Source organism: Pseudomonas sp. (assembly GCF_030147005.1).
Lineage (GTDB): Bacteria > Pseudomonadota > Gammaproteobacteria > Pseudomonadales > Pseudomonadaceae > Aquipseudomonas.
Genome location: NZ_JASLAW010000061.1, coordinates 1 through 13,108, shown reverse-complemented (window position 1 = coordinate 13,108; position 13,108 = coordinate 1). Strand labels below are relative to the sequence as shown.

The following is a 13,108-nucleotide window of genomic DNA, read 5'->3' as shown; positions in this document are numbered from 1 at the left end:
ATGTCCCTGGAGTTCACGACTGCTCATATCCGTTGGCGCCAATTCGAAAGACAAGCCGATGCACCGGCCCCGAACGACGCTCAATTGCAATTGGTAACGGACTTCGTCAACGGTTTCTTTCACTCACATGGGCGTGAGGAACAGGCACAGGAATGCCATGCACGGCGCTGGTATGCCTCCCAAAACCAGGCGTTCAGGGTGATGCTTGAACAGTTGGTCGCCGAACTGCAACACCGGGTTCGGCTTGATGACCTGAATCTACTCGTGCTCAGCCACTGGACACCGGACGTTGAAGTCGGCTGCTCAGTGACCAACGCGATTATTCATCAAACCGGCTGCGACGACGCCTTTGGTATTGCCATCAGCGATCACGGCTTGAGCGGCGCGCTTCTGGCATTAGAAGTCATTGAGGATTATCTCGATGACAAGGACCTTGGCGGACAAGGCAAAAAAGCCTTGCTGCTGATCGCGGACCAGGACGCCATCCTGTATGACAGCCCCGCCCTCGCCCGCCTGAACCCCGAGCCCAGCGCCTGCGTTTTGATGCTGCGCAGCCTGCCTGACGCACACGCCGCCAAGCCGCCCACAGGTATTACGTTCAAGCATTATCGAAGGGGGGCGATGCCGACCACGCCTGAGGCCCTGGATGCCCTGCTGCCCGCGCTGGCTATGTTCACATCCGTCGAAGACGTGCTACCGCTGCTGATCCTGACCACCCCGGCCTTCGCCGAAACCTTGCGTCAGCACAAGCAGTTGAGCGCCCATCGCATAGAGAGCTGGGATGAGTCGTTTCTGTCCTGCGCGCCGTGGGTTCGGCTGGCACAACTGGCACCGACCCACCAGCGCATCCTGCTGATGCTGCCGCAGGGTGAATACCTGACCTGCGCAGGCTTTGTGGCGAGGGCCTGACGTGTATATCAACACCATAACCAGCCTGATCGCCGAGCACCTTACGCCGCTACCGGCACTGGCCGAGAACTATGCCTGGGGTGAGCGAAACACCAGGATCTTTGCACGCTTCCATCGAATGGAGTCGGCCAGCCTGTTTGCGCACGAGGCCTTGCCCGACTTGATCATGAAGCTGCTGCAACGGTTTCGCGACGAGTGCGACCCAGTGCTGTTCGAGCGCATCGGCTATGTGGCGTGGGCGCACTCTCTGCATTGCCTTAGCCCGTTCGACCGCGGTTGCGAACTGGCCGGCGAGGTGCGCAGGTTTCTGGGCCGACCGCAGGTTGAGTTCTTCTCCGTTTCCCAGGCTTCATGCGCTTCGGGGCTGGTTGCGCTCAAGTTTCTCGACGCCCGCCTCTCTGCGGCCCAGGCCAGGCAGGAGGACGTCTGTGGCCTGTTGATCACCGGCGAAAAGTGCTTCCACGACACCGTGCAGTACGTGAATCAGAATGGTTATTTCGGCGAAGCCTTTTGCGCGACATTGCTCAGTGCGCAGCCCACCCCCGGCGGCGTGCGCGTGAGTGCACTGCATGTTCAGCAACTGGCCGCCTATGCCACCCGCACGCACTCGACAGAGCGCGCCAGTGAAAACGCTTACGACCACGCGTTTATTCCTACCATGCTTGAGACCGTGCACACCGCACTGCAACAAGCGGGGCGTCGTCCTGACGAGCTGCGTACGCTGATCCCCTATCACATCAGCCCGCCTACCTTCGACAGGATCGCCGATGGCGCTGTCTTTTCTCGAGACATCATTTACCGCCGTCACCTCTACCAGTTGGGACACTGCTTTTGCAGCGACGCGTTCCTCAACCTGCAGAGCCTGCTGGCGCAGCGCGACAAGGCTGTCGCCATTGACCCTATCCTGGCCGTGGCGTCCGGCATCGCGGGCACGTTTGCAGCCATCGTTCTAGAAATGAACCCTGAGGATCAGACATGAGCACACACCATTTGACCCAGTGGCTGGTGCAGGCTGCACAGCAGTTTCCCGAAAAAATCGCGCTGATCGAGGGCGAGCATGCCGTGACCTGGGCCGCCCTTCATCAACGCGTAATCAACACCGCCAGGTATTTGCAACAGCAACAGGTCGAACGCGGGGATCGGGTATTGGTGTGGCTGCCGAACGGAGTGGATTTCGTCGTCTGTTTCTGGGCGGTGCAATATTTGCAGGCAGTGTTCGTACCGGTGAACCCGGAGACACCGTTGGCACGGGTCGACTGGCTGCTCGACAACGCCGAGTCACGCCTGTTGATCGCTCAGGCCGGATACGCCAGTGCGTTGGCTGACGCGCTCGGCAAGCGTGATCTGCGCCTCATGTTCGATCAGGCGCCCAGCCACCGGCAAAGCAGTTCGTCAGGTCTGTCCTTGCAGCAAATAGCCCAGCTGCCACCGGCCCAATCCTTGGGTCTACAAGGCGCTCTGGATATTGACCTGGCTTGCCTGATCTACACCTCGGGTTCGACGGGCGACCCCAAGGGCGTGATGTTGACCCAGCGCAATATGCTCAGCGCGGCAGACTCCGTGGCCACTTATCTGCAATTGAGCGGCGCTGACCGGATCTTTTGCACCATCCCCATGAGTTTCGACTATGGGCTGTATCAAGCGATCATGACCGCCAAAGTCGCCGCAACGCTGATCATCGAAAAAGATTTCAGCCGCCCGCTGTTTGCCCTGAAAGAGCTGGTCAAGCATCAGGCGACTGTCCTGCCGATTGTGCCCACGCTGCTGGCGATCATTGCGCCCTTGGCCAAGCGCTACGACTTTTCCAGCCTGCGCAAAATCACCAACACGGCCGCGGCCCTGCACCCCAGCGATATCGATCTGCTGATCTCACTGTTCCCACAGGCCGAGATTTTTTCCATGTACGGGCTGACCGAGTGCCATCGCTGCACCTGGTTGCCGCCAGCGTTATTGTCACGGCATAAAGACAGCGTGGGCTATGCCATCCCCAATACCGAACTGTGGGTGGTGGATGAAGACGGCATTGCGCACCGCAGAAACGCCACGGGCGAACTGGTGATTCGTGGCGCGACCGTCATGCGCGGCTACTGGCGCAATCCCGAACAAACCGCGAAAAAGCTGCGCCCTGGACCGTTGCCAGGAGAATCGGTCCTCTACACCGGCGACCTTTGCCGGCTGGACGAACAAGGCTTGCTTTACTTCCTATCGCGCAGCGATGACATCCTCAAGACAAATGGCGAGAAGGTCGCCCCCAGGGAGGTCGAAGGCGTGCTCAAGCGTGTGCCTGGGGTACTCCAGGTCGCGGTGATCGGCATCGCTCATCCGGTCTACGGCGACGAAATTGTCGCGTGTATCGAGTGTGTCGCCCCCCTCGACGAGGCGTCGCTCAAAGCCTTTTGCCAGTCCCATCTGGAAGCCTATAAGCGGCCCCATCGCTATTACTTCAGCCAAGCGTTACCCAGGAACAACAACGGCAAAGTTGACCGTGGCCAGTTATCCAGCCTTCTGCCGCGCCGCGAAAACAAGCTTAACGTCGGGTGCACACAACAAACGGGGAGCCACCATGTATACGCCAACCATCATTGAAGCCATCGGGCTGGTCCTGGAAAGCTCGAACCTTTCGGAGCTGAATGCAGCCACCCATCTGGAGCGCGACCTGGGATTCGAGAGCGGCCTGTATATCGAACTGATCATGTACCTGGAGGAGCGTATCGATGCGCTGGTGCTCGACCCTGCCACGTTGGAGTTCCAGCACTTCGAAACGGTAGGCACTCTGTCCAAGTTCATCGAGCTGCAGCTCGCCAGCCGGGCGGCATGAATGGACGCCTGGTCTGAACTCGTCAGCGTATTCATGCGCTTTGAGGCCCCGTCCCTCAATGCCGAAAAACTGGTTGCCTGGCACCACCATTCACGCACGTACAGCTACGCGGACCTGAGCCAGCGTGCGCAGGATATCGCCCATGAAATAACGCGCCGGCAAGCCCACAGCGAAACGCCCCTGGCGCCGGTTCTGGTCTATGGCCATAAGGCGTTCGACTTTCTCGCCGCCTGGTGGGCCTGCCTGCTGTGCGGCTGTCCCATCGTCCCGGTGGAATCGGACAACGCGCCTGAGCGCCTGGAGCGGATCTCCCGTACTGTCGGGGCGCGTCTGATCCTGAACACCGACGCCTCCACGCTCTTCGCGGCACATGCCGGGGTGATCGCCCTCTCCGACCTCCCCTGGGTGCGCCACGATGCAGCAGCGCTGCAGCAATTGCTCGACGGTACCCGCCGGCGGCTCGACGGCGCGAATGTCGCCCCGCTGGCCTACATCATGTTCTCCTCGGGCACCACAGGGGAGCCCAAGGGCATTCAGATCAGCCTGTCCAACTTGGTGGGTTTCGTAACCTGGGTGCGCAGCGACTTTGCCCTGGAGGGGGCCGTCACCGGCAATGTGCGGTATTGCTTCGATGTCTGCCTGTTTGAACTCTGGCTCGCGTGGGCGTTTATGCAACCGCTGTCGGTACTCGATCATCGTGAGCTGTTCAACACCCGCAAGATGATTGCCCAGCATGCCCACAGTGCGCTGACCTGCTGGGTGTCCACGCCGTCGATGGTGCGCCTCTACCTGCTGGACCCGACCTTCAACGCCGAGACACTTGGGCAGTTGCGCCGTTTTATCTTCTGCGGTGAAACGCTGCCTAAAGAGATCGTCACGCAGTTATGGGCACGCTTTCAAGGCTGCGAAGTGATCAATACCTACGGCCCCACGGAATGCACAGTGGCCGCTTCACAAGTGCTGGTCACAGGGGACATGGTGGCGTCGCCGTTACCGCTGCCGATCGGGCGGGCGCGTCCGGGCGCCGCCATGCAACTGGCCCATCCACTGGATGCTGCCGGTCGCGGTCAGCTCTTGATCAGTGGTGAGTGTGTCGGCCCCGGCTACCTCAATGCGCCCTCTGCACGCCAAGCCAACTTCAGTCGGCAGGCGGGGCAAGCCACTTACGCCACCGGCGATATCGGACTGTTCGACGGCAATTGGTATTACTTCCTGGGACGCGAAGACGCCGAGGTCAAGATACAGGGGCACCGTATTGACCTGCATGAAATCGAACACTTTCTGCGCGACCGCAACCTGGTCGCGGATGTGGTGGTAGAGCCGTATTGGCGCAAGGGCATTGCAGAGGCGATCCAGGCCTGCGTGATCCTCAATCGCAACTGTGATCTGTCGCAACTTGGCAACGCTATGCAGGCCCACTTTCCGCCGTGGGCTGTTCCCCGTTACTGGTATAGCACCCCGCGCACTGTACTCAATCACAACGGCAAATTGGATCGCTCGGTTGCCTGGCAACTGGCGAAGGATCACGGAGAGAAATATGTTTTCATCGCAAATCAAACCCCTGTTTGAGCGCCTGAAAAATCAGGACTCTGCTGTCGCGCTGATCAATCAGGAGGGTACCTACAGCTTCGCGGAACTGGGCCTGCGCACGGCCGCGATTGCCCGCGCACTCGTGCCTTGGGCAGGGCGCAATGTACTGGTCCATGGTCACAAGCAACAGGATGCGGTAGCGGCGATGCTGGCGTGTATCAGCCAGGGCAGTTGCTTCACCTTTGTCGACCAGTCCAACCCGGTGGCACGGGTTGAAAAGATCGCCAACCTGATCCGCGCCGAGGTCATCGTCACGGCGACGCCACACGCGCTGGAAAACCTCGACCGCTGGCCACAATGGGTCACCTCTACCCTGGGCAATGGCGATCCGGCGACATTGCCACTGGAGCCTGTGCTGACCCAGCCGGCATTTTATATTCTCCCCACTTCCGGCAGTACCGGTGAACCCAAGGGCGTGGTGGTCAGCTATGAGAACTTCGCCGCCTTCTCCACTTGGTACAGCCCGATGATCCGCGACGGCATCGCCCATGGGTGCCATGTGAGCCATGCCTGTTTCTCTTTCGACATGGGCCTGCTGGACCTCTTCCCGGTACTGTGCGAGGGCCGAGCGCTGCTGATGCTGGATCACCGCCACAATATGCTGCCCAGGCAGAATGTCCGTTTGATGTCGCGCTACCCGCAATGCCCTGTCACCAGCTGGTTTTCCACGCCGAGCTTTGTTGATCTGATGTTGAAGGACCCGCTGTTCAGCCGCGAGCAATTCCCTGACCTCAAGCGCTTTTTCATGGCTGGCGAACGCGCCGCGCTGGGCCTGGTGACACAGCTGCAGGCGCGCTTTCCCGGTCTGGAGGTGATGCACGGCTATGGCCCTACCGAAACTACCGGCATGACCCACACGTTCGCCCTGGGCCAGCCGCCCGAGCACAATGCTGGCCTGCTGTCGCTCGGCAAGCCCTGCGGGCTGACCAAGGTCAGGATCGTCAACGCCGATGGCCTCAGCGTGGCGCCCGGCGAAATGGGCGAAGTGCGTTTGTACGGCCCGCAAGTCGCGCTGGGCTACCAGCCCGAGGACGACCCGCGCAACAACGCCTTCAACCATGACGCATTCGGACGCTACTACGCCACCGGCGACCGTGGCTTTGTGGATGACGATCAATCGCTGTTTATCCACGGTCGGGATGACAACCAATTGAAGCTGAATGGCAATCGTGTGGAGCTGGGCGAAATTGAAAGCAGTGTGTGTCGCTATGCACAGGTGATCCAGTGTTGTGCCGTGCCGATCAAGGAAGACGGCAAGGTCATCGATTTGCAGCTTTTTATACAACTGCAAGAGGACAGCGCACCTCACCGCGAAGCCCTGCGCCAATTCCTGGCGGAGCAACTGCCGGGCTACATGATCCCCAAGTCCATATTCTTTTGTCAGACCTTTCCCGTGACGTTGCATGGCAAGATCGATCGCCAGCAACTGGTGCGGGCGCACACAGCTGCGTCGGCCGTCGGCGGATAACGCGCTGCAAGCACATATAAAAAACTTTCCGCCATGAGCGCGAAAATGCTCGTCACTTTTGTAGACCGGCACCGCGCGGGTGTCGGCGTAAAACGTTTTCCTCAAGGATAAAGGGCGGCGCGATGCGTTTCAGTCATATCGGTTATGTGGTGCGCAACAGCGATGCAACGGCTGCTGCGGTTAAACCGTTTTTCCCGGTTGTCGTGCGATTCAGGGAGTACATGGCCGCGCAGAAAGTGTTCATCACACTGCTGGCTACCGCTGATGGAAACAGCCAGATCGAGCTGGTCGAACCGTCGCAGAACAACCGTCCGTTATGCGAGCTACTGGACAAATCCGGCAAGTCGTCACTGCCCTACCACATCTGCTTTGAGGTCCATGACTTTGACGGGCAGCTTCGGACCATGAAGGCGTCCGGCTGGATCGTATTGACGCGGCCGTTCAACGCGTTTACCGAGCACCATCGCTCCAGTCACCTGTATCACGCTGATGCCGGGATTATCGAAATCATGTCGGGCCCGCTATGAATCAACTCTACGATGAGCTCTCCGCCCGGCCGCCCCATCCATTGGGCGCAGACGCCGAGGAGGTGGCCGAGCAATTGCGGCAGTTCGGCGATACGCGGCAGGTCCTGGGCCAGTGGTCGTTCGCTGCAACGCTGAATCAGCTCGGCTTGCCGCAACGCTACCTGAGCGCTTCAGGTCACCAGGCAGTCAGCCTGGCGGCGCGCTTTGAACTCTATGAACAACTGGGATTCGTTTCCCCCGCGCTCATCTTCAGCGCGCCGGGGCCCAGCATGGGGGCCTATGTGGTTGCAGGGCTGGGCAACGAACAGCAACAGGATGCCTTTTTCGGCCAGTTTCAACGGGCGTTGTGCTGGTCATGTTTTGCCATGACCGAGCCCACCCAGGGCAGTGATGCCGGTGCCATGCAAACCACCGCGACCGCAGTTGACGGTGGTTACCTGATCAATGGCAGCAAGATGTTCATCGGAAACGGCGTGGTCGCCGACACCGGCGTGATGTTTGCGCGCACCGCAGCGGGGCAATTGGGGATCAATGCGTTTGTGTTCAGCCCGCAAGACCCGGCCGTGACCCGCCATCGCCTGTCTCTCACCGGGCTTGACGGCACAAACCTGGCGCTGATGCAGTTCGACGATCTGTTTATTCCGAGCGCAGACTTGCTTGGTCAGCATTTGAAACCCACCCAGCGTTTTGCGCAGTCGGCAATGGCCACCTTCGATGCACTGCGTCCCTGCGTCGGCGGCCTGGCGCTGGGCGTGGCACGGCGCGCCTTGCACGAGTGGCACGCCTGTGTCACGCCGACACCGGCACAATTACCATGGCTGGCGGCGCTGAGACGTCGCTGGAGTACCGCTTACCATGATGCGTTGAGGGTCTGCCAGCGGGCAGACGCGCAGCAAACGCCGGAAAAAAGCCCAGGCATGGTCAAAACCGCGTGCGTCATCCTTGCCGATGAGATTGTCAGCCAGTTGATCCACGCGTTTCCCAAAGGCGCACAGCCGGTACCGACCGCCCTATGGCAGGCATTTCGCGATGTGAAATCCTTCGAATACACCGAGGGCACGCGACAGATCCACCGACTGAACCAAACTTTTTCACCCCCAAACCCCGGTCTGGATTGCCGATGAAAATCGCCCCTTTGTTGCAGGGTCAACTGAACATCGTCAGTGCCTGCGAACCCATTACGCTGGACAGCCGGCACTTTATTGCCGGCGCGCGGCAAGCTGCCCAGGCCAACTGGTATCAGCATTGGCCGCAGATCGACTGTGGCGAGCGCTTGCATGCCGGTGACGCGGTGCAACTGTGCCGCCGCATCGTCAGCGAACCTTATCCGACACAGTTGATGTATCACAGCATTCACCCGGCCGCGCGTGGCGCCACCCCATTGCTGCAAAGCCTGATCGCCCAGTGTCCGGGATTCATCGACACCTGGGGTATCAGCAGCGGGCCATTTGACTCGGAGTACGTCGGCACGCTGGCCAGCAGTCTGCTTGAACCCGGACAACGCCTGCTTTACCTGTATGACCCATTGCAACGCCTGTGCGCCGATGCCACGCCCCAACAGGCGACGCTGCACTACCTGTTGTTCTGCGCACAAGCCTAGGGGGCGCTATGGATACCCAGCTTGTTTCACTGATTCAGCGCCTGGCCAATCCGGCCGTGATGCCGATGCGGTCGGCCGAACTGCAGCAACTGGCCAGTATGAAAACCGAGGTTGTCTCCTGCGGCGCCTATCGCAGCCGGATACTGATCAACGATCACCACAACCGCCAGGCCAAGAGCGTCCTGTTACTCCACGGGTGGGGCGGCCATCCGCTGATGCTGTCTGCACTGCAACGCTTATTGCACACCGGCGGCTGCCAGGTGTACACGCCCTTTCTGCTCGGCCACGACCCCGCCGCACCTGCCAGTTGTGAGCTGCCCGCCCAATCTGCGCTATTGCTGGCGATGCAGGCCACCTACGGCCCGTTCGACAGCGTCGTTGCCCATTCGGCCGGCGGGATCATCACGGCGCTGGCCCACAGCCAGGGGTTTATCCTCAACCAGGTGGCGTTGCTCAATGCCCCGGCATCGCTGGCCAACCTGTTGCAACGTTACCTCGTACTGCATCGGGCGGCAGAACACTACCTGCCCTTGCTTGGCGCCTATTACCAACGCTGCTATCCCCGGTTTGCAGACTTGCAAACCTCAACCCCCTACGCGTTCAGCGAGGCACAAGTGCTCATCCTGCAGGGCCTGCGCGATCAGCGCATCAGCCCGGCCAACGCCAGGCAAATCCAGGCTCAATTGCCGGGCAGCCAACTGCACATGATCGAGGACACCGGGCACTTGGGCCTGCTTTCGCATCAACCGGCCCTGCAAGCGCTGGCCCGGTTTCTGTGCCCGAAACACGCCGACACTGCAAAAGAGTACACCCATGCTCGGGCACATTGAATCCATCACGCTCTACATTCCCGAGCAGCGCAAGTCACTGGCCGAAGTCGCCCACACCCTGGGGTTGAGCGCGCTGGATGTACGGATGTTTTCCAGGTTCTACGGCCTCGAGCGTTTCCCCCGTCAACCCGGTACGGTGGATGATCTGATACGCCCGCTGATCGAGCAGTTCGTCACCGCTCACCCCGACGTGGTCCCGCGCATCCGTCATGTAGCGCATGCGCATACCGTGCCCAGCCTGCGCCCGTTTCACGCCACCGGCAAAGCCTTGCTCAACGGCTGCGGATTTGCCGAAGACACCCAGTACAGCAGCCTTACGATGGGCCACTGCGCAACCTCGTTGTCCGCCGTGGATTACCTGTGCAGCCGCCTCAAGGACGGTGAATACGCCCTGATGCTGATCGGAGAAAAAGCCTTCCATCCAAAGGTCGAGCTGCTGGACGACACCACCATCATGGGCGAAGCCGGCTGCGCCGTGCTGCTCAGCCGGTGCGGGGATCGTGCCAGGATCATCGCGCGGTACAGCGAGCAGGCCGGCGAATTCAGCCAGCACAAGGGCAACGAGGCACGCACCAACCCGGCCTTCGCCGAGGCCTATTTCGCGTTTGTCAGCCACGCGATGCGCAACGCCGCGCAGCAGTTGGGCTGCACGCTTGACGCCCTGGACTGGATCGCCCCGCACAATGTCAACCTGTCCTCCTGGCAAAAAGTGGCCGACGCATTGCAGATTCCTCGCAGCCGGATTTTCCTGGGCAACGTGCCCCGCTTCGGACACTGCTTCGGCGCGGACCCTTACCTCAACCTGGCGGCGCTTATCCGTGGGCAACAGCTTCGACGCGGCGCCAAAGTGATGCTGGCCGGCGTGGGAATGGGAGCCACCTTTTCCTCGCTGTTGCTGGAGTTGCCTGCGGGCAATGAAATCCCGGTGTTTTGCAACCTCAAGCAATACCCGGATCTTGGGCCACACTAAGTTAACGCTCAGTTCTTTCTCTACGCGAATGCACATTTATGAGCGATATCACCCGCCGCTATCCGCAACTCTATGCGCTGTCGGAACGTCTTCTTGCTGCCGGACAGCTCGCGGAAACCGACCTTGATCGGGCAGTTGCCCATCTGGACCACCCGGACCTCAGAAGCGTGGCCTGCATCGGCATACCCTCACGGTTCAACTTTTGGGAGACCCCGGCATTTTGCGCCGTGAGTTATGCGCAGCACCTGCAAATCATCGAATACCTGAGCCGCACGGATGCCAGCGCCATGATGCTGATGCCGGGCGCCTCGCTCACGACGCGTGCAATCCTGACCCTGGGTGACGAACAACAGCAGGCACGTTTTTTCGCCTGCTTCGCCGAACGCCCGGCGTGGACCTTCTTCGCCGTCACCGAACCCCACGCAGGTTCAGATGCGGGTGCCGCCAGTACCGAGCTCACGCACCATGAGAACGGCTGGCGACTCAACGGCACCAAAACGCTGATCGGTGGGGCGATTCGGGCCAGTGCAGGCCTGGTGTTCGCGCGCTACCGACAAAGTCAGAGGCTCGTGATGATATTCCCTGATCAATCCGGACCTACCTTACAGCGTGAGCCACTGGACACCCTCGGTCTGGTAGGTGCCGGATTGACGCGTCTGACATTCAAGGAACACCGGGTAGCGCAGGAAGACATTCTGGGGCACGAGCGCCGTGAACTCCTGCAAGGGCTCAATGCCCTGAGCCTGGTATTCGAACGTCATCGACCCATGGTGGCGGCCATGGCCCTGGGCACCACCTTCGGCTTGCTCACCGCACTGGATACCCGTCCGATGTCGGCTGCGGTGAAACGCTGGTCCGCCCGGCAGTGGCGCACCTATCGCGCGGTCTATCAACAAATGCTGAGCGTCGCGCAGGGCTATAGCGCGGGCCAGCATCAGCATGCCCTCACCAGCCAGCTCAAGCGCAATGCCACGCGCCTTGTCGAGGAGACCGCCTGCCATCTGCCCCACTGGCTGGACCGCGACAACTGGCTGGAGGATGGCCAACTGCGCAAGCGCTACCGCGACAGTTTTGCGTTTGAATACATGGAGGGTACCAGCACCGTGCATCTGCTCAACAGTTGGCGCCCACCCGTCGCTCAGGGGGTAAACCTGTGACGCTCTGCCTCGACCCTGCCGATATTGTGTTCCAGTCGTTTCATCAAACAGAAACGGCCATGCCCGCAGACGATCCGGACATCCCTCACTGGCGCTCGTACGCACAGCATTTTTTCCGCGCCAACGGTCAGACGCTCAGCCCGCAGGATGACCAGGTGCAAGCGTGGGTCACCAGCCCGGGACGCGCGTCCTTCAGCGACATGATCACCGTGCTGCTGCCCCGGCTCGCCACGGTAATCGATCCGGCCCGGGTGAAAACCGTGCTGATGGCGCACTGGACGCCAGACCTGCATATGGGCAGTTCGGTGGTCAACGCCGCCATCCATCAATTGGGTCTTCACGCCTGCCTGGCACTGGCCATCAGTGACCGTGGACCGGACGCCGGCCTGTTCGCACTCGACGGCCTCAACGATTGCCTAGCCGGTAAAGACGAGGACGGCCTGTTGCTGATTGCCGAGCAGAAAAGCCTGATGTACGCATCCCCACTGATGACGGCGCTGCAACCGCAAAACAACGCCTGCGTCTGTCTGTTGAACAAGCAGCAACGCGGCCTGCGCTACCGCGGATTCAGGCGCACAACGCTTGCACAGTGGTCCGCGCAGTGGCTGTCGCACGCCATCGAGCAGCTGGGGCTGGCCAATGAGCGCGTGACCCTGATCGGCCCCGCCCATCTGCTGGAGGCCGCGCATGCGGGCGCTCACTCCTTTGCCGTCAATCCCCACTTGCTGTGCGCGGCGCCGTTCGTGGCACTGCGCACCCTGTGGCAGCCACAACGTGACTACCTGCTGATCAGCGACACCGATAACGGGATCAGCCTGTGCGGCCTCGCAGCCGAGGAGGGACCGCGATGAACATCGCTTCACTTGCAACCTACATTCCACCCACCCGCGTGCACCTGGACGAGGTGATTGCTCATCGCGGCGGTCAGCCATCGGAAGCGCGTACGTTCAGCCAACTGTTCGGCATGCGGCAAGCGGCTACGCTGGCGGATGAAGAAAGCGCCGAAGGCTGTTTCCATGCTCTGTTGCAGCAACTGGGCGAGAGCCTGGAGGAAGGCGAGGAGATTGACGCCGTCATCCTGGTACAGGGGCTGCCGTCGCCGTCTGCGCGCCAGAGCGTCAACCTGGCCTCCCTGCGCCAACGCTCAAGCTTCATTGATGCGCAAGCGCCGCTGCTGACCCTCAACCAGCAAAATTGTGCCACCGTGTTCTGGGGGCTGCGCCTGGCCGAACGCTTGCT

General features: G+C 60.8%; 13 protein-coding genes and 1 pseudogene. All 14 read left to right on the top strand.

Translation table 11 applies throughout. The features are described 5' to 3' along the window. Complete coding sequence (locus tag Q1V60_RS05740; RefSeq protein WP_300628272.1) at positions 1-909, top strand: hypothetical protein; 909 nt, start codon at positions 1-3, stop codon at positions 907-909. Position 910: 1 nt separating this feature from the next. Further along, positions 911-1,888, top strand: a complete 978-nt coding sequence (locus Q1V60_RS05735) for a 3-oxoacyl-ACP synthase (protein WP_300628271.1) — start codon at positions 911-913, stop codon at positions 1,886-1,888. After that, positions 1,885-3,495 carry an AMP-binding protein gene (locus Q1V60_RS05730; protein ID WP_300628268.1) on the top strand — a complete coding sequence of 537 codons (1,611 nt, stop codon included), beginning with the start codon at positions 1,885-1,887 and terminating at the stop codon, positions 3,493-3,495. The genes Q1V60_RS05735 and Q1V60_RS05730 overlap by 4 nt, the downstream gene beginning before the upstream one ends. After that, entirely contained in the window at positions 3,473-3,727 is a 255-nt protein-coding gene (locus Q1V60_RS05725) for an acyl carrier protein (protein ID WP_300628267.1), read from the top strand. Before Q1V60_RS05730 ends, Q1V60_RS05725 begins: the two co-directional genes overlap by 23 nt. Beyond that, on the top strand, positions 3,728-5,296 hold the full coding sequence (locus Q1V60_RS05720) for an AMP-binding protein (protein WP_300628265.1): 1,569 nt from the start codon (positions 3,728-3,730) through the stop codon (positions 5,294-5,296). Continuing rightward, entirely contained in the window at positions 5,265-6,785 is a 1,521-nt protein-coding gene (locus tag Q1V60_RS05715; protein ID WP_300628263.1) for an AMP-binding protein, read from the top strand. The genes Q1V60_RS05720 and Q1V60_RS05715 overlap by 32 nt, the downstream gene beginning before the upstream one ends. A 122-nt stretch (positions 6,786-6,907) precedes the next feature. Continuing rightward, positions 6,908-7,312, top strand: coding sequence for a VOC family protein (locus Q1V60_RS05710; protein WP_300628261.1), 405 nt, complete (start codon positions 6,908-6,910; stop codon positions 7,310-7,312). Beyond that, a complete protein-coding gene (locus Q1V60_RS05705; RefSeq protein WP_300628260.1) occupies positions 7,309-8,436 on the top strand; it encodes an acyl-CoA dehydrogenase in 1,128 nt (375 codons plus the stop codon). Before Q1V60_RS05710 ends, Q1V60_RS05705 begins: the two co-directional genes overlap by 4 nt. Then, positions 8,433-8,912 carry a hypothetical protein gene (locus tag Q1V60_RS05700; RefSeq protein ID WP_300628258.1) on the top strand — a complete coding sequence of 160 codons (480 nt, stop codon included), beginning with the start codon at positions 8,433-8,435 and terminating at the stop codon, positions 8,910-8,912. The genes Q1V60_RS05705 and Q1V60_RS05700 overlap by 4 nt, the downstream gene beginning before the upstream one ends. Positions 8,913-8,920: 8 nt before the next feature. Continuing rightward, complete coding sequence (locus Q1V60_RS05695) at positions 8,921-9,742, top strand: alpha/beta fold hydrolase (protein ID WP_300628256.1); 822 nt, start codon at positions 8,921-8,923, stop codon at positions 9,740-9,742. Beyond that, complete coding sequence (locus tag Q1V60_RS05690) at positions 9,726-10,712, top strand: 3-oxoacyl-[acyl-carrier-protein] synthase III C-terminal domain-containing protein (protein WP_300628255.1); 987 nt, start codon at positions 9,726-9,728, stop codon at positions 10,710-10,712. Before Q1V60_RS05695 ends, Q1V60_RS05690 begins: the two co-directional genes overlap by 17 nt. 38 nt (positions 10,713-10,750) lie before the next feature. Then, complete coding sequence (locus tag Q1V60_RS05685; protein ID WP_300628253.1) at positions 10,751-11,869, top strand: acyl-CoA dehydrogenase family protein; 1,119 nt, start codon at positions 10,751-10,753, stop codon at positions 11,867-11,869. Between the two features lie 59 nt (positions 11,870-11,928). Beyond that, a complete protein-coding gene (locus Q1V60_RS05680; RefSeq protein WP_300628252.1) occupies positions 11,929-12,720 on the top strand; it encodes a hypothetical protein in 792 nt (263 codons plus the stop codon). Continuing rightward, positions 12,717-13,108, top strand: a pseudogene (locus tag Q1V60_RS05675) (3-oxoacyl-ACP synthase); the annotation flags it as partial. The gene Q1V60_RS05680 and the pseudogene Q1V60_RS05675, both read left to right, overlap by 4 nt.

Excerpts from the sequence above, each read along its gene's own strand:
- Q1V60_RS05740 (WP_300628272.1), top strand. The coding sequence starts at position 1 with ATGTCCCTGGAGTTCACGACTGCTCATATCCGTTGGCGCCAATTCGAA.
- Q1V60_RS05730 (WP_300628268.1), top strand. The coding sequence starts at position 1,885 with ATGAGCACACACCATTTGACCCAGTGGCTGGTGCAGGCTGCACAGCAG.
- Q1V60_RS05725 (WP_300628267.1), top strand. The coding sequence starts at position 3,473 with ATGTATACGCCAACCATCATTGAAGCCATCGGGCTGGTCCTGGAAAGC.
- Q1V60_RS05720 (WP_300628265.1), top strand. The coding sequence starts at position 3,728 with ATGGACGCCTGGTCTGAACTCGTCAGCGTATTCATGCGCTTTGAGGCC.
- Q1V60_RS05715 (WP_300628263.1), top strand. The coding sequence starts at position 5,265 with ATGTTTTCATCGCAAATCAAACCCCTGTTTGAGCGCCTGAAAAATCAG.
- Q1V60_RS05710 (WP_300628261.1), top strand. The coding sequence starts at position 6,908 with ATGCGTTTCAGTCATATCGGTTATGTGGTGCGCAACAGCGATGCAACG.
- Q1V60_RS05705 (WP_300628260.1), top strand. The coding sequence starts at position 7,309 with ATGAATCAACTCTACGATGAGCTCTCCGCCCGGCCGCCCCATCCATTG.
- Q1V60_RS05700 (WP_300628258.1), top strand. The coding sequence starts at position 8,433 with ATGAAAATCGCCCCTTTGTTGCAGGGTCAACTGAACATCGTCAGTGCC.
- Q1V60_RS05695 (WP_300628256.1), top strand. The coding sequence starts at position 8,921 with ATGGATACCCAGCTTGTTTCACTGATTCAGCGCCTGGCCAATCCGGCC.
- Q1V60_RS05690 (WP_300628255.1), top strand. The coding sequence starts at position 9,726 with ATGCTCGGGCACATTGAATCCATCACGCTCTACATTCCCGAGCAGCGC.
- Q1V60_RS05685 (WP_300628253.1), top strand. The coding sequence starts at position 10,751 with ATGAGCGATATCACCCGCCGCTATCCGCAACTCTATGCGCTGTCGGAA.
- Q1V60_RS05680 (WP_300628252.1), top strand. The coding sequence starts at position 11,929 with ATGCCCGCAGACGATCCGGACATCCCTCACTGGCGCTCGTACGCACAG.